General features: G+C 42.3%; 18 protein-coding genes and 1 tRNA gene. 13 read left to right on the top strand and 6 right to left on the bottom strand.

What is annotated here, in order from left to right; genetic code table 11:
• Positions 1–33: 33 nt before the first annotated feature.
• On the bottom strand, positions 34–801 hold the full coding sequence (locus tag ACFSTG_RS03600; RefSeq protein ID WP_380748558.1) for a LytR/AlgR family response regulator transcription factor: 768 nt from the start codon (positions 799–801) through the stop codon (positions 34–36).
• Positions 782–1,972 carry a sensor histidine kinase gene (locus ACFSTG_RS03595; RefSeq protein ID WP_380748556.1) on the bottom strand — a complete coding sequence of 397 codons (1,191 nt, stop codon included), beginning with the start codon at positions 1,970–1,972 and terminating at the stop codon, positions 782–784. Before ACFSTG_RS03595 ends, ACFSTG_RS03600 begins: the two co-directional genes overlap by 20 nt.
• A gap of 184 nt (positions 1,973–2,156) precedes the next feature.
• Here ACFSTG_RS03595 and ACFSTG_RS03590 point away from each other — a divergent pair, with 184 nt between their 5' ends.
• The 3 genes from ACFSTG_RS03590 (at position 2,157) to ACFSTG_RS03580 (ending at position 9,099) form a co-directional block, all read left to right on the top strand.
• On the top strand, positions 2,157–4,574 hold the full coding sequence (locus tag ACFSTG_RS03590; protein WP_380748554.1) for an outer membrane beta-barrel protein: 2,418 nt from the start codon (positions 2,157–2,159) through the stop codon (positions 4,572–4,574).
• Entirely contained in the window at positions 4,567–4,869 is a 303-nt protein-coding gene (locus tag ACFSTG_RS03585; protein WP_380748552.1) for a hypothetical protein, read from the top strand. The genes ACFSTG_RS03590 and ACFSTG_RS03585 overlap by 8 nt, the downstream gene beginning before the upstream one ends.
• A gap of 513 nt (positions 4,870–5,382) precedes the next feature.
• Positions 5,383–9,099 carry a BamA/TamA family outer membrane protein gene (locus ACFSTG_RS03580; protein ID WP_380748550.1) on the top strand — a complete coding sequence of 1,239 codons (3,717 nt, stop codon included), beginning with the start codon at positions 5,383–5,385 and terminating at the stop codon, positions 9,097–9,099.
• A gap of 38 nt (positions 9,100–9,137) precedes the next feature.
• Here the strand turns inward: ACFSTG_RS03580 and ACFSTG_RS03575 are convergent, their stop codons facing one another.
• Both ACFSTG_RS03575 and ACFSTG_RS03570 read right to left on the bottom strand, forming a co-directional pair.
• Positions 9,138–9,422, bottom strand: a complete 285-nt coding sequence (locus tag ACFSTG_RS03575; protein WP_380748548.1) for a GIY-YIG nuclease family protein — start codon at positions 9,420–9,422, stop codon at positions 9,138–9,140.
• Between the two features lie 334 nt (positions 9,423–9,756).
• A tRNA-Phe gene (locus tag ACFSTG_RS03570) sits at positions 9,757–9,832 on the bottom strand.
• Positions 9,833–9,955: 123 nt separating this feature from the next.
• On the opposite strand from ACFSTG_RS03570, the gene ACFSTG_RS03565 reads away from it, so the two are divergent.
• The 7 genes from ACFSTG_RS03565 (at position 9,956) to ACFSTG_RS03535 (ending at position 17,592) form a co-directional block, all read left to right on the top strand.
• Entirely contained in the window at positions 9,956–10,687 is a 732-nt protein-coding gene (locus tag ACFSTG_RS03565; protein WP_380748546.1) for a type III pantothenate kinase, read from the top strand.
• A complete protein-coding gene (locus tag ACFSTG_RS03560) occupies positions 10,684–11,931 on the top strand; it encodes a hypothetical protein (protein ID WP_380748544.1) in 1,248 nt (415 codons plus the stop codon). The genes ACFSTG_RS03565 and ACFSTG_RS03560 overlap by 4 nt, the downstream gene beginning before the upstream one ends.
• 30 nt (positions 11,932–11,961) lie before the next feature.
• Positions 11,962–13,332: a hypothetical protein gene (locus ACFSTG_RS03555; protein WP_380748542.1), complete on the top strand. Its 1,371-nt coding sequence runs from the start codon at positions 11,962–11,964 to the stop codon at positions 13,330–13,332.
• 1 nt (position 13,333) lies between these two features.
• A complete protein-coding gene (gene lptC / locus ACFSTG_RS03550; protein WP_380748540.1) occupies positions 13,334–13,900 on the top strand; it encodes an LPS export ABC transporter periplasmic protein LptC in 567 nt (188 codons plus the stop codon).
• Positions 13,897–14,088: a hypothetical protein gene (locus tag ACFSTG_RS03545; protein ID WP_380748538.1), complete on the top strand. Its 192-nt coding sequence runs from the start codon at positions 13,897–13,899 to the stop codon at positions 14,086–14,088. The genes lptC and ACFSTG_RS03545 overlap by 4 nt, the downstream gene beginning before the upstream one ends.
• Positions 14,089–14,093: 5 nt before the next feature.
• Positions 14,094–15,380 (top strand): hemolysin family protein, encoded by a 1,287-nt coding sequence (locus ACFSTG_RS03540; RefSeq protein WP_380748536.1) that lies wholly within the window; start codon positions 14,094–14,096, stop codon positions 15,378–15,380.
• Positions 15,381–15,471: 91 nt separating this feature from the next.
• Complete coding sequence (locus ACFSTG_RS03535) at positions 15,472–17,592, top strand: peptidylprolyl isomerase (RefSeq protein ID WP_380748534.1); 2,121 nt, start codon at positions 15,472–15,474, stop codon at positions 17,590–17,592.
• A 75-nt stretch (positions 17,593–17,667) separates the two neighbouring features.
• On the opposite strand, the gene ACFSTG_RS03530 is transcribed toward ACFSTG_RS03535, so the two are convergent.
• Positions 17,668–18,582 (bottom strand): GYDIA family GHMP kinase, encoded by a 915-nt coding sequence (locus tag ACFSTG_RS03530; protein ID WP_380748532.1) that lies wholly within the window; start codon positions 18,580–18,582, stop codon positions 17,668–17,670.
• The gene (locus ACFSTG_RS03525; protein ID WP_380748530.1) at positions 18,582–19,895 is read right to left on the bottom strand and encodes a hydroxymethylglutaryl-CoA reductase, degradative; all 1,314 of its coding nucleotides are present in this window, start codon (positions 19,893–19,895) and stop codon (positions 18,582–18,584) included. Before ACFSTG_RS03525 ends, ACFSTG_RS03530 begins: the two co-directional genes overlap by 1 nt.
• A 219-nt stretch (positions 19,896–20,114) precedes the next feature.
• Between ACFSTG_RS03525 and ACFSTG_RS03520 the strand changes: the two genes are divergently transcribed.
• The 3 genes from ACFSTG_RS03520 to ACFSTG_RS03510 are packed head-to-tail and all read left to right on the top strand — an operon-like array spanning position 20,115 to position 25,698.
• Positions 20,115–22,316 (top strand): S9 family peptidase, encoded by a 2,202-nt coding sequence (locus ACFSTG_RS03520; protein ID WP_380748528.1) that lies wholly within the window; start codon positions 20,115–20,117, stop codon positions 22,314–22,316.
• Positions 22,316–23,911, top strand: a complete 1,596-nt coding sequence (locus ACFSTG_RS03515) for a peptide MFS transporter (RefSeq protein WP_380748526.1) — start codon at positions 22,316–22,318, stop codon at positions 23,909–23,911. The genes ACFSTG_RS03520 and ACFSTG_RS03515 overlap by 1 nt, the downstream gene beginning before the upstream one ends.
• Entirely contained in the window at positions 23,911–25,698 is a 1,788-nt protein-coding gene (locus ACFSTG_RS03510; RefSeq protein WP_380748524.1) for a peptide MFS transporter, read from the top strand. Before ACFSTG_RS03515 ends, ACFSTG_RS03510 begins: the two co-directional genes overlap by 1 nt.
• Positions 25,699–25,786 lie beyond the last annotated feature (88 nt).

Genomic DNA, 25,786 nt, shown 5'->3' with positions numbered 1-25,786 from the left:
AAAAAAAGCAGCTGAAAAAGCTGCTTTTTTTTGTTAGAGGTCGAGCCACGCTTTGAACGAAGAAGCCTTACTGCTGCTAATGATCTGCTCCCCGGCTACCCCGGGTTCGAGTGTTAGGTGCAGCCGTCCTTTAAAATAGGGATGTACTTCTTTTATTGAACCAATATTCGCAATTAACTGGCGGTTTACCCTGAAGAACATTTCCTCGTCCACCAGTTCTTCCAATTGGTCAAGAGTGTAATTAATAATATATCTTTTTCCTTCAAAAGTTACCAGTAGCACAACCCCTTCTTCTGCTAAGAAATATGCGACGGCCTCTCCATTTATGGCCTTTATGGTCTGACCACTTTTGACCATAAACCGGGATTTCTTTTTATTCCCTGTTGAAGCAGGGAAATGTCTGAGGAGTTCTTTCAGGTTTTCCATTTCCCCATCGAGACTTCCGCTTTTGTGATCTTCATATTTCATTATCGCAAAAGCAAGCTCATCTTTCTTTACAGGTTTAAGCAGATAATCTACACTATTGACCTTGAAGGCCTCGATTGCGTATTCATTATAAGCAGTTGTGAAGATCACGGGACATTTTACATCTACCTGTTTAAAGATTTCGAAACAGCTCCCGTCAGAAAGATGAATATCACAAAAAAGCAGGTCTGGGGGCAGATTTTCCCCAAACCATTCCACAGCTTCCTCCACAGATCCAATTTTGCCCAATACCTCTGTACCGGGCCTGAGGTCTTTGATCTGTGCTTCTAATGAATCGGCCGCCAAGGCTTCATCTTCAATAATCAAGGTCTTCATGTGCAGCTTTTTTAAGTAAAGGCAGTTTGACTATAAATTCACTCTCACTTTCTATAACCTCAATTTCTTCATCTGAAAAGTATTTGTATCTGCTCTTAATGTTTTTCAATCCTTTTTTAGTCGAAGAGATTTCATCCATTCGGGGTTGCAGATTGTTTCTAACGATCAATTTTTCTTCTTCAGTATACACCCATATTTTCAGCGGGTTCTTTCGGGTGGAGCCGTTATGCTTAATGGCATTTTCCAGCAGTAATTGTATGGCGCCCGGAGGAAGGTGCAGGTCCTTCATTTCTGAAGGGATGTCTACATGAAATTTTACGGCTTCGCCAAACCTGGTTTCCAATAGGTATATATAGGCATTCATTACCTCCAACTCCTTCCGCAGTGAAATTAGCTGCTGTGAAGAGTTTTCAAGGAGTGAGCGGTAAAGGTCAGATAATCGACGGGTGAATTCAGCTGCTTTTTTCTGATTCAGGGGTATCAGGGAGGCAAGGACATTGAGGCTGTTAAAGAGAAAATGCGGACTTACCTGGTTCTTCAGGTTCTGTAATTCAGCTTCAAAATTCTCTTTTTGAAGTTGGGCAGAGCGTAACATTTCTGCCTGTAATTTCTTCTGATTGCGATTCTTTTCTACATAGAAATAGAAAAAAAGAGAGATCACTCCGCTTAAAATATACCCTACCCGCAGATTTTCAGGTTTGGGATGTACTTCCGGGTACAAAAGAAATAAAGGGAGAAAATTTACCAGGCTTAAAGCGATAAATGCTGTGAATAAAACCAGCACAGCTTCTGCGACCGGTTTCCATAGGGGATTAACATGTCTGAAAGCTTTGGTGAAAGCAGTGGAATGAACAAAATCAGAAATCCTGGTATGCGACCAAAAGATGGTTAAAAAAAAGAAGAAAGCGAAAACCACTTCGACCAGGTTGTAAAAGCTAAAGACGGATAGCCCTTCTCTTGTGAATAACTTCAACCCAAAATTGAGATAGCCGAAAATCGTGTAGAGGATAATAGTCGAAAAAGCCGCAATCTTGATCTTTTCAAGAATTACCGATAGCTGGGACCGTTCCTGGATTCCCTCAGCTGAATCTTTTTCTGAAATCTGTTTTTTGATCTGCCTGAATTTTACTTGAAGGTAAAAATATAAAATTTTGAGTTGCCTGCTTCTCATTGTCTATCAATTGATGGTTCATGACTTCAGTCCAAGATCTTTAAAAAGGACAGAATTCTTTTCCGTTTCATTCTGTCTATATCCCATTTCATAGTGCTTTTGTCCGGTTTGATTCATTATATGATTTTATAAGGCACAGATTGACAGCATATTTGCTTCAGAAATCAATTAAAAAACAAAAGCGATGTTGTATCAAAAATTTTTATTTGGATTAGCCTTTTTAGTAAGTCCCTTTCTTTGGTCCCAGGAAGGCAGCCTTAGCGGCAGCCTTCAGGATCAAAAGGAAGAGACCATTCCTTTTGCCACGGTGGCGGTCATCAAATTGCCCGATTCAACCGTGGTGACCGGAACCACTACAGAGTTAGACGGAAGATTTGAAATGAAAACTCCTCAAAAAGGGGAATATTTGCTAAGATTTAGTGCCATAGGTTTTCAATCTACTTTTACCGACCCCTTCAGGATCTCTGCACCCGATTTCAAAAAGAATTTCGGAACTGTGATCATGGAGACAGCTGTTACTTCCCTGGATGAGGTAATGATAAAAACCTGGAGGCCCCGGGTCAAAGTCGAAAACGGTAAAATGGTCATGAGGGTGCAGGGAACTGCTGTTGCTGCAGGAAGTACGGCTTACGAGATGCTTAGCCGTGCTCCGGGCGTGTCTGTTGACCAGAGTGGGAATTTTTCTATCAACGGGAGAAAAGGTGTGGCGGTTATGATCGATGGAAGAATGAGCTATCTTTCCCCATCAGAGCTGCAGGCCATGCTTGACGGAATGCCGGCAGAAAATATTGAGGAGATCGAAGTGATCAATAATCCTTCTGCAAAATATGATGCCGAAGGAGCTGCGGGAATTTTGAACATTAAGCTGAAAAAGAACAGCATGAGCGGATTCACTGCCACTATCTACTCTGGAGTGGAAATGAGAAATCAAACCTTGTTCAACGGAGGTCTTAACCTTGGTTATAAAAGCGGAGACTGGAATTCTTTTGTCAACGTTGACCTTTCAGAGCGTGGAGTATACAGAGATCAATATACAATAAGGACCTTTCCGGGAACTGTGGAATATACCCGGTATGAGCAAACCGGCCTTCAGGAAAGAAAGGATTTTATCCCTTCGATCCAGCTGGGGACAGATTATGAGATTGATGAAATGAACAGCATAGGTGCTATGGCTAACATCATGTACCGTGACAGGAGAATGGACTGGAACACAAAAAGTGTTCTTGGAAATCCTTCCGAAGAATATTTGAATATAGTCGCAGAGAATGGCCTGGACCAGACCTATAGAAATGCACAGTTCAATGTTCACTACACCGGGAAACTGGATACATTGGGAACAAAGATCTCTGCAAATGTTGATTTTGCGAGACTGAACAGGGAAGAATATTCAGATTTTACCAATAGGTATGATTATTCTCAAATTGGAGAACAGGATACAGAATTCCTTAATAGCCAAAGTTTTTCAGATTTTGATATCTACGCCGCGAACATCGATTTTGCAAAACCTCTTTCAGAAAGTTCCGGCTTTGAAGTGGGAGTGAAAACAAGTAAAGTGGTTTCCAAAAGCAAACTGGATTTTTATGAGTTGCAGGAAGGGGACAATGTGTATGATCCCGGGAAAAGTGATAGCTTCAAATATACAGAGGAGATCTATGCGGCTTATGTGAACTACAGTAACAGGTTAAGCGATACCTGGAATTTACAGGTGGGGCTTAGGGCAGAACAGACGGTCGGTGAAGGTAATTCCGCCCGGCTTGACGAGGTTGGTAGTAGAGATTATCTGGAGTTCTTTCCAAACATCATGCTGGAACAAAATGTAAGTGATAATTATAAACTCAATTACTCCTACAGCAAAAGGATCAGCAGGCCCAACTACAGCTATTTCAATCCTGTCGCATTCTATCTTGATCCTTATAGTTATGTGGTGGGGAACCCAGACCTTAGAGCGGAGATCACAAGCAGCTATAAAGTCTCTCAAACCTTCTTTAAAAAATATAATCTTTTGTTGAGCTATGATCATGTCAAGGATTTTAGTGCAGAGGTGCCAACAACCAACAGTGAAACCGGTGAAACAAATTTCACGACCAGAAACCTGGATAACTCGAGAAGCTTTACCGCGACATTGGTTGCACCTGTTGAACTGGCTTCTTTTTGGAATACAAATAACAACCTTGTGCTGAATCAGCAGTATTTTGATCTGACGCTTGACGATCAAAAGGTAAGCAACGACAACTTCTTTTACCTTTTCCAGACCAACCACCAGATAAACCTGCCATGGGATATCAGCTTAGAGCTTAACGGAACTCTTAGAGGACCGGTGGCGTATGGAGTGTATAATATAGACCAGCAGTGGTGGATTGATGCCGGACTCAAAAAATCATTTTTAAATGACCGGTTGAACGTCACTGTAAGTGCTACAGATATTTTTGAAGGTAAGCGAATGGATATTAACGCTGCTTTTCTAGGCAATACTATTTATATCGATCAATATTTTGATGAAAGATCTATAAATGTGAACCTGCGGTACAGGTTGAGCAGATCAAAATCTAAAGCGAATGCCCGCTCAACAAACCTGGAAGAATTGAACAGGGCGGGTGGATAAAACAATTCTTCCGATACAACCATCACTTGAGATCCCGGATTTATTCCGGGATCTTTTCCCTATAAAGAAAAGAACAGATGAGGAGGTCGAAGGTTATTCCTGGGAGCGTACTGAACAGCAACCTGTAAATATAGAAGTACTGTATTTAATAGAAAGGCCAAACATTACTGCAGTTTTTGGCACTTCGGTTCCACCTTCGGGACTTAGTGGAATGATAAGAAGGGAAGCCTTTAAATACAGTGGAAGTACTTATGCACACTGGCTGCCACTAATATTGGCCGATCGCATGGCGTAGTTGAAGGAATAATAGATGACCTTAAGAAAGGTCACATTCCTAATATATTTGCTGAAAAAGGCCTTAGATCAGAATGGAAGTACAACTGCAAAAATTTTGTGCTTAAGACGGCTGCAGCAGCAGCAATGGCAGGAGTGGTATTTTTCTTTCACGGGACCGAAGATAAATAACAGCTTAAATTCATCCTTTAGGCAGTTCTGAATTTAATTTAAACTCCCTTTTTTAATGAGGATTCTGGAAAATAAATTTAGTCATTTATTTAAAAAAAGGCTCCTGTCTTTAAAGTAGTAACTCTTTTGAACCTATTTTCCATAGTATGAAAGAATATTCATCAATGTTTTTATGTAGCTGGTTTTTAATTACTTGAAACAAGTTGTCTTTAAAAATGGGAGAGAAACTTAGGTAAAAGCCCCGTATCCATGGTCATTGGCAGATGGTGGTTTAACAGGAAATTGAGAATATTAGAAAATTTGTTTGATATTTTTATTTTCTATCACCGTTTTTTGAAAAGTAATGACAAAAAAAAGCCCTCTTCTATTCTGGATGTTTCTTACCCTGCTAATGGGTTGCGCAACAGGAGAACCCACCTTCGAAAAATCGCAAAATGAACCAGCTGAAAATTACACGGGAAATAAAGAAAAAATCACCTCTTTTTACCTGATCGGAGACGCGGGATATTCCCAACCCGGCGGTAGTTCTGACGCACTACAGGCCTTGAAAACTTATCTTGGTTCTGTAAATACTTCTGAAGATTTTGTGGTCTTTCTGGGGGATAACCTTTATCCCGGAGGCATGGTTTCCAAAGAGGATGATAAAAGAGAAAGCAGGGAATATCTCCTCGATGCACAGCTGGATGCTGTTGAGAATTTTAAGGGACAGGTTGTTTTTCTTCCCGGAAATCATGATTGGCAAAAGGAAGGAATTGACGGCCTGCAAAGGCAACAGGAATACCTGGAACAAATGTTGGGCAGTGAGGAAGTATATTTTCCTAAACCGGGATGTCCCCTGCAATTCGTGGATATTTCAGATGACACTCACCTGATTATCCTCGACTCGCAGTGGTACCTGGAACACTGGGATGACCATCCCACTGTCAATGATGACTGTCCTGAAATAAAGACCCGGGAAGCAATGTTCCTGGAGGTTGAGACCGAACTTAAAAAGAACCAGAACAAGACAACGGTGTTTGCCATGCATCATCCACTCAATTCCAACGGGATCTTTGGAGGAAAATCAGGTCTTAGCATGTACCTCGATCCGGCGCATAAGAGGATCCCGGCTCCGGTAATTGGTTCTGTGGTAAATTTCGTTAGAGCCAGTGGCGGCATTTCTAAACAAGACCTTCAAAACGAGCGCTACAGTGAAATGGTGAGCAGGTTGAGGACTATCGCCGATAAGTGGGGTAACGTCGTATTTGCTTCGGGCCACGATCACTCTCTGCAGTACGTGGAAAATGAACATATAAAACAAATAATTTCGGGTGCAGGTTCCACCACTGCCTATGCAGAAAAAGGTACTGACGGACTTTTTGCCTATACAGGACAAGGATTTGCTGTATTTGATGTCTTTAAAGACGGCTCATCGCGGGTTAGTTTCTATGGAAGTAAAGGCAGTAAGCCGGAGTTGCTGTACCAAAAAGAGGTTTTTGGGCAGCCTGATAAATTTGATGTGGAGTCACTTCCGCAGGAATTTCCTGAAACAGTAGAGGCTTCGGTATATAAGCCCGAGGAGACTCAAAAGAGTGATCTTTACAAGTCTATTTGGGGAGACAAGTACAGGGAGCTATACAGCCGGAAAATCGAAGCACGGGTGGCCCTGCTCGACACTTTGTACGGAGGTCTTGAACCAATGCGCGAGGGTGGAGGGCACCAAACCACTTCTTTAAGAGTAAAAGACAGTCTGGACAGGGAATATAATTTCAGGATGCTGAGGAAGGATGCGGTACAGTTCATCCAGGCAGTAGGTTTTAAGGATGAACCAATCTCAGAAGATTTCAAGAATACCCTTGCAGAAAAACTGCTGGAGGATTTCTACACCGGTTCCCATCCGTACGGTTTTCTGGCGGTTCCTGTTCTTGCAGAGGCTGCAGACGTTCTTTATACCAATCCTCAACTCTTTTATCTGCCCAAACAACCCAAACTGGGAGATTATAATTTCAATCATGGAGGGGCACTTTATATGGTGGAAGAGCGACCAGAGGAAAACTGGCTGGGGTATGACAGTTTTGGTAATCCCAATCATGATCTCGAGAGTACAGAAGGCATGTTCGAGCGACTTCGAAGGGATGAGAAATACAGTTTAGATGAAGCCGCCTATGTTAGATCCAGGCTCTTTGATATGTTAATCGGGGATTGGGACAGGCATAGTGACCAGTGGCGCTGGGCAGAAATAGAAGATGAGGATGACAATCGCACTTTTTTACCAATTCCGCGGGACCGGGATCAGGTATTTTCAAATTTTGATGGTAGCCTTTTCAATACCCTTCGGAAGTTGGTTGGCTTCACCAACCAGTTTGGTCAATATGATGAAGACATTGATGATATAGAATGGTTCAATAAATCGGCTACGGCACAAGACAGGGCTTTGTTGCAAAATTCAGGTAAAGAGACATGGAAAGAACAGGCAGAATTTCTTCAGTCAAGAATTACAGATGAGGTGATTGATGAAGCTTTCGCGCGCTTACCCGAAGAAGTACAGGGGCAGGAGACAGAAGAGTTGAAAGAAAAAGTTAGGGCAAGACGTGCAAAAATGGTGGATATCTCCATGAGGTATTATGAGGTTCTTGCAAAACTGGCAATTATAACCGGTACAGATAAGGATGATTTTATCGATGTCACCCGTATGGGGGAGGGGAAGACAAAGGTGACATTATCCCGTAATAAAGACGGGGAACGGGATGATGTAATAAGCGAAAAGATTTATTACGCCGATGAGACCGAGGAGATCTGGATATATGGTCTAGATGATGACGATCAATTCTTTGTCGATGGAAAAGGGAATGATGAAATTCTGGTTAGGATCATAGGAGGTCAGAACAATGATGTATACCATATTGAAAACGGAAAAAAGATCAAGGTATATGATCACAAGTCTAAACCTAATACGATAGAAAAGAATAAAGGGGCCAGGATCACCTTTACAGATAATTATGAAGTGAACCTGTTTGATAAAGACCGTAAGAAATCTAACAGTAACAGCATTTTACCTTCAATAGGTTATAATCCAGATGATGGTGTTATCCTGGGAGTCCACTCTGCCTATACAATCAATAAACTAATTACAAACCCATTTACCGCAAGACATAAATTTAGTGCGGGATATTTTTTTGCAACCCAGGGATTTGAGGTGGCATATGAAGGGGAATTTGCGAATTCTTTTAGCAGGTATAATCTTGGAGTAGGGGCTTATTATTCCAGTCCTAAAAATACCCTCAATTTTTTTGGTTTGGGTAATGAGACAGTCAATTATGATGATGATCTAACAAAAGATTATAACCGCATAAGGATAAGCAGGCTTGGGGTAGAGTTAGGCATCATAAAAGACAGTCCTTACGGAAGTTTTTTTAAATATGCGGTGAATTTTGAAGGTGTAGAGGTTGAGGATACCGAAGGCAGATATCTGTCTGAGGAATTTGCTGTAGAAGATGAATTTTTCGAAAGAAAATACTACATCGGCCTTGAGGGAAATTATGGTTATGAGAGTTTTGATGATGTATTAAACCCCACTAAAGGGATGGATTTCGAGGTTGCTCTTGGAGGAAAAATGGATGTACAGGATACTCATAACGCCTTTATTTATATAAAACCTTCGGTGGAATTTTACCATGCCCTTACCAGGAACAGAAAATGGGTTTTGAATTCCCGTGCCCTGGCAGAGATCAATCTTCAGGATGATTTCCGGTTTTACCACGCAGCAACCCTGGGTGGGGATAATGGATTAAGAGGATTCCGCCACCAGCGATTTGCAGGAAAGGAAGCCTTTGCTGCCGGTGCAGATCTCAGGTACAGTTTTGAAAAGTTCACTACAGGATTTCTTCCCTTCCAGATTGGGATCTTTGGAGGATATGATGTAGGCCGGGTGTGGATAGAAAATGAGAACAGCGATAAATGGCATGACAGCTATGGAGGCGGATTTTGGGTGAGCAGTGCGGAAACGGTGAGCGGAAAATTCAACTTTTTCACCGGGGGGGAAGGCCTTAGGTTCTCTTTTGGAGTGATGTTCGACCTGTAAATCGTGTATCTTGAGGTATTAAACGGGATGCAGGAAGGTTATTTAAAACCCCTGAGTAGGTCTTTGAGCAATTCAGGATGATCTATTACCTTTTCAACAAATTTCCTGCTTTTCTTGGTATTAATAGACTTCTGTAGGTACACTGCTTCTTCCCTGGAATTACAGTTAAAGATCAACTTAAGTTCCCAGTCGGAAGCAGCTCCCGTAAAGGCTTTTAAGTTTTTATTGCTATTATGCGATTCAATTCTCTCAGGGACATTATTCGTTTCACCCGCAAAATATTTATCGGCAGTTGGACTATACATGATGTAAAGGAAATGCATACTAGAAAGGTAATGAAAAATAAAGGCTTTTAGGAGTCAGGTTAGAGGAGTAAAAACATTGAATTCTTCCTGTTTAGATTAACAACAATATTTGCCTAATCCAAAACATTTGGTCATGATCCCAAAAAACTCTCTTCTGAAATTCTATTCCTGATGTGGTTAAATAAAAAAGCCCCCTCTTTTTCAAGAAGGGGCTTCTGCTTTGATGGTGGTGCCTCCAGCCCCGAAGCATCGGGGGAACCAGGGGACACCAAAAACTCTCTTCTGAAATTCTGTTTCTGATGTGGTTAAATAAAAAAGCCCCCTCTTTTTCAAGAAGGGGCTTCTGCTTTGATGGTGGTGCCTCCAGGAATCGAACCAGGGACACAAGGATTTTCAGTCCTTTGCTCTACCAACTGAGCTAAGGCACCAGTACTTAAAGCAAGCTTACCTTGTTACAGTAAGCGGGTGCAAATATAGATTCAAATTTAATATCTCCCAAGGGAATTTTAAAAAAAATGCTTTCGTATTTTAGCTTTTTCAAGCCCGTGCCTATGAACCTGATCATCGATGTAGGAAATACTCTTGTTAAACTTGCTGTTTTTCAGGGTGCTGAACTTATCGGGAAAATAATAGTGGAGAAAAGGGACCTCGAAAAAAAACTGAGCGAGATTTCTCAAACCCATCCCGGGATATCCGGGGTGATCGTTTCCAGAGTTTCACCGGCGAATTTCCTTTGGCCTTCCCACCTGCAGCGTAACGCAAAGATACTTGAGCTTTCCCCTGGAATTGTACTTCCGTTTGAAAACCTGTATGCAACCCCCCAAACCCTTGGAAACGATCGCATTGCCCTGGCTGCGGCCGCTTCTAAAATGTACCGGGACCGGAACGTACTGGTGATTGATGCCGGTACCTGTATCACTTATGACTTTAAGAACAAAGAAAACCAGTACCTGGGAGGGGCAATTTCCCCCGGTTTGCATATGAGGTTCAGGGCACTGAATGCATTCACAGCGAACCTCCCTTTGGTTGAACTGCAAAAAGATCTTAAATTGACGGGAAATAGTACCATTACCTCAATTAATTCGGGAGTGGTTTACGGCATTCTAAAAGAAATTGACGGGGTAATAGAAGAATATGCCGCTCAATATGATAAAATGGTGACAATTATTACAGGTGGAGACGCACATTTTTTGTCTATAAACTTAAAAAATAGCATATTTGCCAACTCCAATTTCTTGTTGGAGGGCTTAAATTACATTCTCGAATTTAATATCAGTCAATGACAAAACGATTAATTCTAATCGTATTCATCTTATTTACAGTGATTACGACCGCTCAGGAGCGAACTTCTTCCCCTTATTCTTTTTATGGGGTGGGGTTGAACACATTTAAAGGTACCGTAGAGAACCAGTCTATGGGTGGTCTTAGCATATTTTCAGACAGTATTCACTTGAACCTCAGAAATCCGGCTGCGTATGGAAAACTTGCCCTTACGACTTATACCCTGGGTGCAAGCCATTCGGCAGTAAGCTTAAAAACAGATTCGGAAACAGGAAATACCAATACCACATCATTTGATTATTTGGCAATAGGTATCCCGGCAGGTAAATTGGGGGTTGCCTTTGGGCTTATTCCTTATACGGCTGTTGGTTATAATGTCATCGAAAGAGCCGATGAGTCGGGTGCTGCAAGCCGGTTCTCGGGAAAAGGTGGGTTGAACAAGGTTTTTCTTTCCGGAGGGTATGCCATTACCGACAATATTTCTGTGGGTGTTGATCTGAACTATAACTTTGGAAATATTCAGAACAGGAATCTTTTCTTAAGGGAAGGCCTGGAGTATGGAAGTCGTGAAATTAACCGCTCAGACCTGAGTGGCTTTACCTATAAAATAGGTCTGGCCTATGAGCGTATGCTAAACGAGAGCCTTCAGTTTATGCTGGGAGCGCATTACACTCCTCAAACAAATCTTAACTCTGAAAACCAACGGGAGCTGGCTACTATTATTTTTGATTCCGAAGGACGCGATGTGGGAGTAGAAAAGCGCGATATAGAGATACCTGATTCAGACCTGAGCTTACCTTCCAGTTATTCTGTTGGTGCAGGTATAGGGGAACCCAGAAAATGGTTTGTGGGTGTTGAATATACCGGAAGTGAGGCAAGTGCATTCAGTAACCGTTCTTTTGAACTTGAAGGTGCTTCTTATGAAAGCTCCTCAAGCTATCGGGCAGGTGGCTTTTTCATTCCAAATTATAATTCTTTGACCAGTTACTTCAGCAGAATTGTATATCGCGCAGGGGTACGCATGGAAGAAACAGGACTCAGCCTGCAGGGGGAGCCTATCGATGAGTTTGGCATGTCTTTTGGAGTAGGACTACCAGCAGGAAGGTTTTTCTCGAACGTGAATCTGGGATTTGAGTATGGACAGCGCGGTACGACCGATTCTGGACTAGTTCAGGAAAACTTTTTTAATGCCAAAATAAGCCTCTCTCTTAACGATAGATGGTTTATGAAAAGAAAATTTGAATAATCACAACTAATTGATTTAAAACCCTATACTATGAAAACTAAAATAATATTATTTCTTTCCGGGGTACTTTTGGGTACGGGAGCCCTGCAGGCGCAGGACAATCAAGAGTGTGCTACAACTGCATCACTTGCATACAGTGATGCCAAGGCTAAGAACTATGATGCTGCCTTCCCAAGAATTCAGACCCTGAGGAAAGATTGTCCAACATATAGCGTAGTCACCTATCAATATGGTGAAAGAATACTTAAAGACAAACTTGATAAAGCTCCTGAGGGAGAGAAAAAGGCTCTTGCTCAAGACCTTGTAAAATTATATCAGGAACGTCTTCAGCATTTTCCTGAAAAGACCAAAGCCGGTGAGGTGAAGGCAGATATTGCGCAAACCAAATATGATTACAAACTGGGAACTACTCAGGAGCAGTTTGAAGCTTTTGACAAAGCCTTTAAGGAAGATAAAGATGCTTTTAATCCGAAATCATTATACACCTATTTCTATCTTCTGGTAGAACTTCAGGATGCAGGGGAAAAAACCCTTCAGGATGTTTTTGACAATTACGATACTGTAACTGCCAAGCTTGAGGAACAGGAAAACGAAACTGCAGAGGGTCTTGCAAAATTGATCGAGAAGCAGGAAGCCGGGGAGAAATTGACAAGTAAGGAAGAAAAGAGGCTGAATGCCTATGAGGTCAACCTGAAAGCCTATAGTGCCGTAAAAGGTAGTATTAATGCTAAGTTAGGCCAGCGTGCAGATTGTGATAACCTTATTCCTTTATACAGTAAAGACTTTGATGCTAAAAAGGGTGATACTGATTGGTTGAAGCGTGTAAACAGCAGGTTATCTGCTAAAGATTGTACTGAAGATCCTTTGTTTGTAAAAGTATCTGAAGCTTTACACAAACTTGAACCTTCTGCCAGCTCAGCTTATTCCCTTGGTCAGCTTGCTGAATCTAAAGGTAACCAGTCTAAAGCCATGGAATATTACAACCAGGCTGCCGAACTTCAAAAAGACCCTTCTGTTAGAGCGACTATCTATTACAGACTCGCCAATAACATGAAAGATAAAGGTCAGTTCTCTCAGGCCAGGACTATGTACCGTAAAGCTTTGCAGTCAAGACCATCTTATGGTAGAGCTTACCTTCAGATAGCGAATATGATTGCACAAAGTGCCAACAACTGTGGTAACACCGCTTTTGAAAAAAGAGCTGTATACTGGTTGGCTGCCGACTATGCTTCAAGAGCAGGTAGGGTAGACCCTTCAATAAGCAGCACTGCAAATGAAACTGCAGCTGCATATAGAGGTAGAGCACCGCAGAGAGCTGATATCTTCCAGGAAGATATGCAGGGTAAAACTATCAACATTGGATGTTGGATAGGTGAGAGCGTACGGGTACCTAACTTGTAATATGAATTTCACATACCGGAAAATAATTGGAAGCATTGTCACAACGTTTGTTGTGGCAATGCTTTTTTCATGTGAAGGCAATCTGAAAGGAGTGAGGGAGATGGAGATGCCCGAAGATGCTCCGCAGGCAATAGGAATCGGTATCAATCTTAAATACACTGACTCTGGAAAAGTGGTTGCCACCCTGAAAAGTGCCAGAATGAGAGACTTTTCCAATAAACGCTTCCCATACCGGGAGTTTCCGGAAGGTCTGGAGGTTGAATTTTTTGACGAGAATAAGAAAAGTAATACCGTTACGGCAAATTATGGGGTGATCTATGATCAAACAGGATTGATCGACCTGCAGGGAAATGTCGTGGTGATCACCAGTGACAGTACTGAGTTAACCGCAGACCAGCTTTACTGGGACCAAAACAATAATTGGGTCTTTACTGACCGGGAGAATACGATTAGGTTTAAGAATGGTGCCGTTAATGAAGGTCAGGGCTTTGATAGTAATCAGGAATTCAGTAATTTTCGCTCCAGGACCAACGTTGGGGTCCAAATTATAGAAGAAGAAAAGAAATGATGAAATTTTCCAAATTTTTTGAATTTGCCTACCTGGCCGCTGCGGCCTTTTTTCTTTATGAAGCGATCAATTTTTGGGATGAAGACAGGACAAAAGCATATCTTTTTCTTCTATTTGTGATCATAGGAATCTTCATGTTCTTCTTTAGAAGACATTTCAGGAAAAAGTACGGTAACCGTAAGAACTAAGCGGGATGACCTATGAAATAGTCATAATTATTTGTTCCCTTATTCTTTCTGCTTTTTTCTCGGGAATGGAGATCGCCTATGTATCTGCCAATAAGATCCACGTTGAAATAGAGAAGAAGCAGAACGATTTTCTTGCCAAGATCCTCACCCGCCTAACCCGTAAACCTTCAAAGTTCATTGCTTCCATGCTCGTGGGCAATAATATAGCCCTGGTGATCTATGGATTCTTTATGGGTGATCTTTTAATGGCATGGTTGGGAAATATGGATCTGCAGAGCGAATTCTGGAGATATATTGTTATGGATCTTAGCCTGGTGACCCAAACGGTGATTTCTACACTTATTATCTTGTTGACTGCGGAATTTTTACCCAAAGTGTTCTTCCAGATCTATGCTAACTCTCTGCTGAAGTTCTTCGCCCTTCCGGCCTATTTGTTTTACGTCCTCTTCAGTTTTATCTCTTCTTTTATTATCTGGATTTCAGATATCGTGCTGAAGAGGTTCTTCAAGACCGAAGGCGACGAAGTACAACTTGCTTTTACAAAAGTAGAACTGGGAAACTACATTAATGAGCAGATGGAAAAAGTTGAAAGTGACCAGGAGATCGACACAGAAATACAGATCTTTCAGAATGCACTTGAATTTTCCGAAGTAAAATCAAGAGAGGTCATGATCCCCCGTACCGAGATCGTGGCAGTTGAAATGACCACCGAACCTAAAGATCTCGTACAAACCTTTACCGAGACAGGCTTATCAAAGATCCTGGTGTACAGGGAAAATATAGATGACATAATTGGATACATCCATTCCTTTGAACTATTCAAGAAACCACCAACCTTAAAATCTATTTTGCTACCGGTGGTCTTCGTTCCTGAAACCATGCTGGTAAAAGACGTACTCAACATACTTATCAAGAAACGAAAGAGTATTGCAGTGGTTATCGATGAATATGGTGGCACGAGTGGTATGATGACCGTGGAAGATATTGTGGAAGAACTTTTTGGGGAAATTGAAGATGAGCACGATCCTGTGGTGCTTATAGAAGAAGAGCTGGAAGAGGGTCATTTCCTGTTTTCGGCAAGGCTTGAAGTAGATTACCTCAATGAAGCTTACAGGCTCAACATTCCTATTGGAGAAAATTATGAAACTCTTGGCGGCTACATCGTTAATCATACTGAGGAGATCCCGCCCAAGGATGGTATTGTTCAAATAGACGATTATACCTTCCATATAAAAGAGGTCTCAAAAACCAAGATAGAGCTGGTTGAACTACAGATAACTCCACGGGAATAATTTTCCTTATATTTTGCGGATTTATAATTTTTTAATAATCTTAAAAACGTTATTTTCGCCCCCTATATTCTAGAATTAACACAATTATAAAATGGCAGTATTAAATAAAATAAGGCAACGTTCGGTTTTCCTGATCGTAATTATCGCTTTGGCACTTTTCTCTTTTGTTTTGGCTGATGTTATCAGAAACGGGGGAATGGTTTCCCAGAAATCGCAGAACACCATCGCGACCATAAACGGGGAAGACATTGAAAGAGAGCAATTTGCTAGACAGGTTGAAGCCTATCAGCGCAACCTGGGGCCTAATGCCTCTTCCGCTCAGGCCATGAATATGGTTTGGGATCTAAATGTGCGTCGTGCAGTTCTTGAACAGGAATTTGAAGAACTTGGAATTCGTGTTGAAGAAGCACAGGTCAAGGAGATCCTTAGAAGGGAAATGGGGAATAACCCTAATTTCACTAATGAAGCCGGGGTTTTTGACGAGAACAAACTTCGTGAATATATTGCCACTTTAAAATCTACTTCTCCTGAAGCATACCAGCAATGGTTGGATTATGAGAATTCAGTGGGGGAATCTGCACGTGAGGAGATCTATTTCAATATGATCAAAGCAGGTGTGGGAGCTACCCTGACTGAGGGAGAACTGGCTTATAAATATGCCAATGACAATGTTGATCTTGAGTTCGTACAGATCCCTTTCACTTCAGTACCAGATTCTGAAGTTGAAGTGTCTAAAGCTGAGATCAAAGATTACATAAAAAAGAATTCTGAAATTTTCAAAACTGAAGAAGCGAGAGATATTCAGTACGTTCAATACACCGAGACTGCTTCGGCAGAAGATGAGGCTGAGGTGAAAGCAGAGATTGAAAGCCTTCTGGAAAACAGAGTAGAATACAATTCGGTCACCCAATCCAATGATACCATCGCCGGATTCTCTTCCACCACCGAAAATGAAGATTTTGTTAATAATAATTCTGATGTGAAATTTCAGGACAGATTTGTGTTCCGTAACGATCTTAGGGGAGACCATGCTGAAAAATTATTCAACTTAGCCGAAGGGGAAACTTACGGTCCTTATAAAGAAGACAACTCCTGGAAGATCTCCAAAGTAATTGAGGTTACCCAAATCCCTGATTCTGCAAAGGCACGTCACATTCTGGTTGCCTGGCAGGGATCTCCTGTTGGTGCCGGCACAACAAGGTCAAAAACAGAGGCTAAAGCTCTTGCAGACAGTATTGCTTCAGTAGCCAGGAACAATAAAGATAAATTCGCTGAACTTGCTTCAGAGTTTTCTGCAGATGCATCCAACAAAGAACAGGCTGGGGAACTTGACTGGTTCGTTCCTGGAACCATGGTGCCAGCTTTCAATGACTTCGTATTCACAAACAATACAGGTACTATCGGGGTGGTAGAAACCCAGTTTGGTTATCATGTGATCGATATTCAGGAGCAAACAGGTAAAGAAAAGGCTGTGAAACTAGCCACCATTACCCGGCCAATTGAGGCTTCAGAAAAATCTATGAACGATCTCTTTACAGAGGTAACAAGATTTGAACTTGCTGCCAGAGATGGTGACTTTGTCCAGTTGGCAAAAGAAAACAATAAGGAAGTAAGGCCTGTAAAAGATATCCAACAGCTGGATGAGAACATCCCGGGGGTTGGATCACAGCGCCGCATAGTCCAGTGGGCATTTGAAGATGACACTGAGGTAGGTGATATTAGAAGATTTGAAGTGAGCAACGGTTACGTAGTGGCGCAGGTTACTGCGGTTAACCCTAAAGGAACCAAATCTGTTGAAGCTGCATCTTCAACCGTTATCCCTATCCTTCAAAAACAGAAAAAGGCCGAGATCATCAAAAAGAGGATCTCAGGTAATGACCTATCAGCAATCGCTCAAAAAGAGGGAGTGGAAGTGAACACTGCCAGTTCTGTGAACCGTAACAGCCCTACTTTACCCGGGGTAGGTAGCGAACCAATTGTTGTTGGTGCTGCTTTTGCCATGGAAGAAGGCGCAGTAAGCAAGCCTTTGACCGGTGATAAAGGAGTTTATGTGGTGAAAGTACTTAAGAAGACTGAAGCTCCTAAACTTGACTCCTACCGTCCATATGCCTCAAGAGAAGCGGCTGCCAGAAGGACCACTATTAATACAGATGTTTTCTCAGCTTTGAAAAGTGCTGCGGAAATAGAGGACAACAGAGCCAGGTTCTACTAAGAAATAAAAGAGTACTATAAAAAAACCCTTCCATAACCGGAAGGGTTTTTTGGTTTTTGACCTGGGGAAAGTATTTTAAAATATCATTTCAGAATACGAAAGGATGGTTTTGTACCCTTTTTCCCTGAAGTAATTCTTTTCATCCTCTCCCCCTGTAGCAAGAATGAAATCCCCTCCCCAGCCACCAAGGCTTTTTATGGCTCCTTTAAAATCAGGAAAAAGCGCAGATTTTATTTTAGGCAAGTTGACCAGTTTGGAAATTATGGTCTCGTGGATCTCTATTAAGAGTTCAAATTCAGTAAGACTGGTGCAGGTGATCACCTGGTGAGTAAGCATGCTTATTTTTTCTACAGCGGCAGAGATGTCCTCACCCGGCTGTTTCCTGTAGTGATCTATAGATTCCCGGCTGTTCTGTTTTCTGTTAAGGTGAACAAAAAAGAGTTGGTCACTAAAAGGAGGATCAAAGGAAGTGGTTAAAACGCTCCTTCCACTTTTGGTAAGCTCATAAGTTACAGGACTATTTTCCAGTGCCACGGCGATGTCATATCCGCTGCCGCCAAAGATTTTTTCCTGTAGCTCATAGGCATCTATTTCAAACCACGCAGCGATATTGGCCACCAGGGAAGAGGAAGACCCGAGACCCCAGTCCAACGGAAACTCCGTTCTGGTGATGATCTCAAAACCATGTTTTGAGGAAAGTTTCTCCGGATTTTTCTTTGCTGCTTCCCTGAGCAGGGAAACCAGTCTTTTCCTTACCTCATTCTTAACCTCATGCTGTTCACTTCCCAGGATCTCTTCGGAAGATATTCTGGCCTCAAACCAGATCTCTCCTTCATGGTTGTAGCTGGTCCATTCGATTCCCTGCTTTTCGATCTTCTTCACCTCGAGGCTTTGTCCTAACCTGGCAGGCAATGCCAGGGCTGTGGCCCCGTCAAGTACCACATATTCCCCTGTGATAAGCAGTTTCCCGTGACTGTAGAATTTATGCATTAAGAACGTATATTTTGTAACGCCTCTTCCACCGCACTATGGGAAACGTTATGTTTTTTAAAATGCTTTACCAGGCTCTCCTTTTCTTCGGGGGACGCCTCCAGCTGGTTCAGGATATTCATGAGGTGCATTTTCATGTGTCCCTGCTGAATTCCTGTGGTGATAAGTGATTTTACGGCTGCAAAATTCTGTGCGAGTCCGGCAACGGCAACGATCTTCATTAAGTTTTCGGCTGAAGGTTTTTGAAGGATCTCCAGGGCGATCTTCGAAAGGGGATGCAGCCCTGTAAGGCCGCCCACCGTTCCCAAAGCGAGTGGGATCTCCATCCAGAACCTGAACTGATCGTTTGATACTTCGGCATGGGTAAGGCTGGTATATTGTCCTTCCCGGGAAGCGTAGGCATGGATACCTGCTTCTACCGCCCTAAAATCGTTTCCTGTAGCCAAAACAACCGCATCAATCCCATTCATGATACCCTTGTTGTGGGTCACTGCTCTGTAAGGCTCAACTTCAGCTATTTTTAATGCCCTGACGAATTTTGCCGCGAAAGCTTCTCCGCTCATCCCATGGTCTGAAAGTTCTTCCACCGGGCAGGAAACCTCGGCTCTTACTAAGCATTCGGGTACGAAGTTGGAGAGAATGCTCATTACGATCTCCATCTCCTTTTCAGCTGAATTGAAATCATCATAATTAGTGGCAGCAAGTTTTAAAGTTTCCGCAAATCGTTCCAGGCAGGAATTAATGAAATTCGCTCCCATTGAATCTTTGGTTTCAAAGGTGCAGTGAAGCTGGTAATAATCGGGAAGAAGATCGGTCTTATCCCTGAGTTCAATATCCAGGACACCTCCGCCTCGTTTCTTCATGTTCTTTACGAGTGGCTCTACTGCCTCCAGAAGCACCGGCTTAACCTGCAGAAAGAACTCCTGCAATTTTACTTTGTCGCCCGTATACATAAAATGTACCTGACCGATCTTTTTGGTTCCCAGGACCTCTGCCTTAAACCCACCACGTTTCCCCCAGAATTTGGCAGCTTTACTGGCAGCTGCTATCACAGAACTTTCCTCTATCGCCATAGGGATGGCATAGAGAGACTCATTGATGAGAAAGTTAGGGGCTACCCCAAATGGAAGATAGTAATTAGAAAGGGTGTTTTCAGTGAATTCTTCATGAAGCTGCTGTAAGGCAGGATCTGGATTCCAGTACTGCTGCAGTATGTGTGAAGCGTTCTCAGAATCCTTTAAATAGGTGCCGCTAAGCCATTTGATCTTCTCTTCTTTTTTGAGTTTGGAAAATCCGGAAATTGGATTGGTCATCAGTGTCATTTTGAGCTGCCAAAGATACAACTACTGTCAATTCTAACATAAAATACGGCGTTTTCTGTAGGTTGGGTTGTAAGGAGTGTTCTGTAAGGGCTTTTTCTAAAGTAAAGCCGGGTAATTTCTTTAACATCTTCTTAGGATTTAACACTGAAAAACCTGTTTTTTAGCCGATTTTTTACTAAACTTGGCAAGCAAAATTTTTTATTCTCTACAATGAACTTGAAAAACGGGCTTTTAGCCCTCTTCTTAATGTCGGCTACCTGGGTGTTTTCTCAGGAAAAAAAAATAACACTTGAGGAAATCTGGAATGGCACCTTCAGCCAGGAGCGACTGGAATCGCTGCAATCCCTTAAGAACGGACAGGAATACGTGGTGCTGGATTTTGACAGGAAAGCCGGGACCTCTTCCATTGAAGTTTTTTCTTATAAAACCGGAGAGAAAACAAGAACACTGTTGAACAGTGCGGATCTTAACGAAATTCAATCTTTCAGAGCCTTTGAATTCAATGAGGATGAAAGTAAGATCATTCTTGTGACTGAAGGGGAGCCAATTTACAGGCATTCTTTCCGCGGAATTTTTTACGTGTACGACGTGGCCGATAAAACCCTTCAGAAGATAAGCGATGACCAAATTCAGGAGCCGACTTTGTCCCCGGACGGTTCAAAAGTGGCTTTTGTAAAGGAAAATAATATTTATATAAAAGATCTTTCTTCAGAAGAAGTTGTTCCCGTGACTACAGACGGGGAGATCAATAGCATAATCAATGGTATTGCAGACTGGGTATATGAAGAAGAATTCTCTTTTGTGCAGGCCTATGAATGGAATAAGACCGGCGATAAGATCGCTTTTTTAAGATTTGATGAGACCGAAGTTCCTGAATTTTCTATGGACGTATACGGGCAGGACCTCTACCCGACGAAAACTACTTTTAAATATCCAAAAGCAGGAGAGAGGAATTCTGAAGTGACACTTCAGGTTTATGATGTGGCAGGAAAAAGTACTTCCGAAGTAAATCTTGAGAAATATAATGACTTCTACATTCCTCGTATTGAGTGGACCAATGATCCTGCTGTTTTGAGTGCACAGGTATTGAACCGTCACCAAAATGTACTGGACCTTCTTTTTATTGATACCCATGATCTTTCCGCAGAGGTAGTTTTGAATGAGACAGATGCTGCTTATGTTGATATCACAGACAACCTGACTTTCTTAAATGATAACAGTTTTCTCTGGACCAGTGAAAAGGACGGCTGGAACCATATTTACCACTACAATGAGAATGGGAAGTTGTTGAACCAGGTGACTAAAGGACTGTGGGAGGTGACCAATTACTACGGATTCGATCCTTCATCAAAAAGAATATTTTTTCAAAGTACCGAAAACGGAAGTATCAACCGCGATATTTTTTCAATTGGCATTAATGGTAAGAACAAGAAGCAGCTGACAGAAAAAACCGGACAAAACAGCGCTGATTTTAGTGCAGACTACACATATTTTATCAATACCCATACTAATGCTGAAACTCCGTATGAGTTTAGCTTACACCTGGCCAAAAATGGTAAGCTGGTTAGGGAGATCAAAGACAATAAAAAGCTGCTGGCAAAGATTGCCGATTATGGTTTTTCACCTAAAGAATTTTCCACCATTGAAGTGAATGGGGCAGAACTTAACATGTGGATGATCAAACCATCTCATTTCGATCCATCTCTTGAATATCCCCTTTTCATGACGCAGTATTCCGGACCCGGATCGCAGACCGTATCCAACACCTTTAACGGGACCAACGATTACTGGTATCAACTTCTGGCAAGTAAAGGTTATATCATTGTGGCAGTTGATCCTCGCGGTACCGGATTCAAAGGTGCAGATTTCAAAAAGGTGACCCAAAAGGAACTTGGGAAATTTGAGGTTGAGGATATAATTTCCGTAGCAAGAAAGCTGGGAGAGAAAGAATACATCGATGAAGAGAACATCGGAATATGGGGCTGGAGTTATGGAGGCTTCATGTCATCTAATGCGTTATTGCAGGGTAATGATACTTTTTCAATGGCTATTGCCGTTGCCCCTGTGACCAGCTGGAGGTTCTATGATACGGTTTATACCGAACGTTATATGACTACTCCGCAGGAGAATCCCTCAGGCTATGATGAGAATTCTCCCATCAATCATGTTGAAAAACTGAAAGGGGATTATCTGCTGGTACATGGTACCGGTGACGATAATGTGCACGTACAAAACACCATGAGAATGATAGAAGCCCTTGTGCAGGCAAATAAGCAGTTTGACTGGGCGATTTATCCAGATAAGAATCACGGCATCTATGGAGGCAATACCCGTCTTCATCTATATACACTTATGACCAATTTTATTGAAGAAACTTTGAAAATTAATTCTAACACAAAATCAACCCTGTAATGGCAAACGCGGCAGTAGCTCCAAAAAACAAAGAACTATTTGGACATCCGGTAGGATTATACGTATTATTTTTCACTGAAATGTGGGAGCGCTTTTCATATTATGGAATGCGCGCCATCCTTGTACTTTACCTTGTAAGTGCCACTACAGGTGGTAACGCAGGTCTGGGTTGGACTAATGCCGAAGCACTTGCATTGTACGGTTGGTATACCATGCTGGTTTACGTAGCCTCCATTCCGGGGGGTATCCTTGCAGATAAGGTGTTTGGACAAAAGAAAGCAGTCCTTATTGGGGGTATTGTCCTGGTAGCCGGGCACGGGATCCTGGCAGTAGAGGAGATGTGGGCATTCTACACCGGTCTTGGATTGATCATCGCCGGGGTTGGCCTTTTGAAGCCGAATATATCTACCATGGTAGGAGGCCTTTATAAAGAGGGTGATATCAGGAGAGATAAAGGGTTTACTATATTTTATATCGGGATCAACCTTGGAGCTTTCCTTTCCAGTTTGATCGTAGGTTATGTAGGTGAGAACATTGGATGGCACTGGGGCTTTGGGCTTGCAGGTATTGCCATGGCCTTTGGACTTCTGGTTTATCTATGGGGACAAAAATACCTTGCCAATGTAGGAAACCTACTGTCTAAAGCTGAACGTGATGAAGGAGCTTCTTTTGGGGGAATGTTCAAAGAACTTTTCAAATCTCCTCTGCAGTTGACTATTACAGGGATTTTAATGGCATTTTCGTTATACTGGATTGTTATGCAGGATTTAGCGTACGGGTTCCTGTTCATTTTCCTCACCCTTGTTACCGCAATGATGTTGATGGTATATAAAGATCTTACTACCCAGGTCATGAAAGACAGGTATGTGGTTATGCTTTTATCATTTATTCTGGTGATCGTATTCTGGGGTGCTTTTGAACAGGCCGGGGGATTAATGAATATTTATGCACTTGAGAAAACCAACAGGTCTTTGCCTTTTAGCCTGCCGTTAATAGGTAATGAAGTGCCTGCTTCCTGGTTTCAGTCTTTAAATGCACTTTTCATTATCATCTTTGGGGTGATAGTAGCAAACTTCTGGGCCAAAAGAAAACTGAAAAGCAAAGAAGCTTCTTCTATCTTTAAAATGGCTATAGGGGTAATTATCATGGGACTGGGATTCGTTTTCATGGTGTTCGCTTCTATGCAGTTTGAAACAAACGGAGCTTCAGCCATGTACTGGTTAGTATTGGCCTATCTCTTCCACACTATTGGGGAGCTGAGTTCTTCACCTGTGGCACTTTCATTCATCACCAAACTGGCACCGGTTAAATACGCTTCTCTTATGATGGGTGTTTATTTTGCAGCGACCGGTCTTGGCAATAAAGTTGCCGGGATCGTGGGAGAATTATCTTCGGAAGCCGGAGATCAATCTATATTCATGGGTATAACCATTTTCACCGTAGCCTTTGCTACTCTGGTATTGTTAATGCTGAAACCCCTTAAACGTCTTACTCACGGAGTGGAAGATGAGGAAAGAGAACTTCCGCAGCAGGAGAATTTTGAATTAGGTGATGAAGATATCATTGAAAGAGAGGAGCTTAAAAGGAAAAAATAATGGCAGCTACGGTTCCTACGGCAGAGAATGACTTTTTCAAATCCAAAGTTTTAGGCCACCCTGCCGGCCTCTTTGTTCTCTTTTTCACAGAAATGTGGGAGCGCTTTTCATTCTACGGAATGAGAGTGCTTTTGGTCAACTTTTTAACCATGGCCATCGTTGGGGTGGATAATCCCGGCTGGGGATGGTCAATGGAAAACGCAGGGGCTCTTTTTGGAACATACGCGGGTCTGCTATATCTCACTCCGATTCTTGGAGGTCTTGTAGCCGATAAACTTACCGGTTACAGATGGGCTGTTATTATTGGTTCTATTATTATGACCCTGGGACACGCTTTCATGGCCGTAGAAACCGAATTTTCCCTTTACTTCGGACTTGGACTTCTGGTAATTGGTACTGGGTTCTTTAAACCAAGCATCACCTCTATTATTTCTGAAATGTATGAGGGTAAACCCGATAAAAAAGATGGTGCGTACACCATTTTTTATATGGGGGTAAATGCCGGAGCTTTCTTCGGAATGATGCTCTGCGGTTACCTGGCCGAAAAAATAGGCTGGAGCTGGGGCTTTGGTTTGGCGGGAATTTTCATGCTTTTAGGAACTTTGCAGTTCTGGCTGGCGAAACCACTCTTCGGAAAGATTGGCGGAGTGCCCGATAAAGCCAAAGAGGCTCATGAAATTGAAGAAGAGGAAAGAAAAGGAGTAAAAGACCACAAGCACAATCCATTCACTTTGATGGATAAAATTTTGGTGGTAGCAGCTTCTACCATTGGGTTTCTGTATCTTATAAATGACCCACTGTCAAGAATTGCCGATCTTAACCTTTTGCCTGTTGTTATGCCTTTCGACTTCCAGGGAGAGCCGTTTTCAGGGCCCTTGGGGATGGCAATAGTAGGTTTGGTTTTGTTCCTGATCCTGGTGATTTCCAGATTGCGGAGATATGCCAAAGTAGTAAGGGATCGTCTGATAGCGGTAGTTATTTTTGCCTTTTTCACCGTCTTCTTCTGGATGTCTTTTGAACAGGGAGCTTCTTCTTTGATCGTTTTTGCCCGTGACTCGGTGGACAGGGAACTTATAGGTACTGGCGCAACTGTTTTCAATACGGTCAATGCCTTGCTCACCGTGGTCCCTTTAATGATCATCACCTGGGTTTTATACCTGCTTTGGAAAAAGACCTTTAAACAGATCCCGGGCTCAAATATGGTTTTGGCCATTTGTTTTTCCGGGGTTTGGGGAATTGTCCTTTGGATGCTTTACAGGGAATTTTCAGCCGATGTTACCGAGATCACCGTTTCCTGGTTCAGTATACTTAATTCGTTCTTTATTATCGTATTCGCTTCATTCTTTTCCAAATGGTGGGAAAGTAAATACAATCCTTCCGCAGCATGGAAATACAGCTTTGGCCTTATCCTGCTTGGTTTCGGATTTGGATTGCTGGCGTTTGGCTCAAGCGGCCTGGCCGAAGGGGCGAAAGTGAGCATGATCTGGTTGATCCTGGCTTATCTTTTCCACACACTGGGAGAATTGTGCCTGTCGCCACTTGGACTTTCTTATGTGAGTAAGCTGGTGCCGGCGCGAATGATCGCTTTCATGTTCGGGATGTGGTATTTGGCCATTGCAATTGGTAACAAACTTGCAGGTTCCTTTGGAGGAATGATCACAGAGATCACCGAGAAATATGATCTTTCCACTTTCTTCCTGATTTTTACTTTTATACCAGTTGGCGCAGGGGTATTAGTGGCTCTCCTCAACCCTTTACTAAAGAGATTGATGCATGGAATAAAATAAAATTTTCGTATCTTTAAAATTAGTTGCGCCCTTCTTTGGAGGGCGCATTTTTTAATTTCGGAACGGTTGTTGGAAAAAGGAAAGGAAA

The sequence above is a fragment of the Salinimicrobium flavum genome, assembly GCF_042684505.1.
GTDB classification, from domain to species: domain Bacteria; phylum Bacteroidota; class Bacteroidia; order Flavobacteriales; family Flavobacteriaceae; genus Salinimicrobium; species Salinimicrobium flavum.
The sequence above is the reverse complement of the archived record's forward strand: the minus strand, read 5'-3'. Positions and strand labels throughout refer to the sequence as shown.

Excerpts from the sequence above, each read along its gene's own strand:
- ACFSTG_RS03575 (WP_380748548.1), bottom strand. The coding sequence starts at position 9,422 with ATGCATTTCCTTTACATCATGTATAGTCCAACTGCCGATAAATATTTT.
- ACFSTG_RS03535 (WP_380748534.1), top strand. The coding sequence starts at position 15,472 with ATGGCAGTATTAAATAAAATAAGGCAACGTTCGGTTTTCCTGATCGTA.
- ACFSTG_RS03510 (WP_380748524.1), top strand. The coding sequence starts at position 23,911 with ATGGCAGCTACGGTTCCTACGGCAGAGAATGACTTTTTCAAATCCAAA.
- ACFSTG_RS03515 (WP_380748526.1), top strand. The coding sequence starts at position 22,316 with ATGGCAAACGCGGCAGTAGCTCCAAAAAACAAAGAACTATTTGGACAT.
- ACFSTG_RS03590 (WP_380748554.1), top strand. The coding sequence starts at position 2,157 with ATGTTGTATCAAAAATTTTTATTTGGATTAGCCTTTTTAGTAAGTCCC.
- ACFSTG_RS03565 (WP_380748546.1), top strand. The coding sequence starts at position 9,956 with ATGAACCTGATCATCGATGTAGGAAATACTCTTGTTAAACTTGCTGTT.
- ACFSTG_RS03520 (WP_380748528.1), top strand. The coding sequence starts at position 20,115 with ATGAACTTGAAAAACGGGCTTTTAGCCCTCTTCTTAATGTCGGCTACC.
- ACFSTG_RS03545 (WP_380748538.1), top strand. The coding sequence starts at position 13,897 with ATGATGAAATTTTCCAAATTTTTTGAATTTGCCTACCTGGCCGCTGCG.
- ACFSTG_RS03555 (WP_380748542.1), top strand. The coding sequence starts at position 11,962 with ATGAAAACTAAAATAATATTATTTCTTTCCGGGGTACTTTTGGGTACG.
- ACFSTG_RS03580 (WP_380748550.1), top strand. The coding sequence starts at position 5,383 with ATGACAAAAAAAAGCCCTCTTCTATTCTGGATGTTTCTTACCCTGCTA.
- lptC (WP_380748540.1), top strand. The coding sequence starts at position 13,334 with ATGAATTTCACATACCGGAAAATAATTGGAAGCATTGTCACAACGTTT.
- ACFSTG_RS03525 (WP_380748530.1), bottom strand. The coding sequence starts at position 19,895 with ATGACCAATCCAATTTCCGGATTTTCCAAACTCAAAAAAGAAGAGAAG.
- ACFSTG_RS03600 (WP_380748558.1), bottom strand. The coding sequence starts at position 801 with ATGAAGACCTTGATTATTGAAGATGAAGCCTTGGCGGCCGATTCATTA.
- ACFSTG_RS03540 (WP_380748536.1), top strand. The coding sequence starts at position 14,094 with ATGACCTATGAAATAGTCATAATTATTTGTTCCCTTATTCTTTCTGCT.
- ACFSTG_RS03530 (WP_380748532.1), bottom strand. The coding sequence starts at position 18,582 with ATGCATAAATTCTACAGTCACGGGAAACTGCTTATCACAGGGGAATAT.
- ACFSTG_RS03595 (WP_380748556.1), bottom strand. The coding sequence starts at position 1,972 with ATGAGAAGCAGGCAACTCAAAATTTTATATTTTTACCTTCAAGTAAAA.
- ACFSTG_RS03560 (WP_380748544.1), top strand. The coding sequence starts at position 10,684 with ATGACAAAACGATTAATTCTAATCGTATTCATCTTATTTACAGTGATT.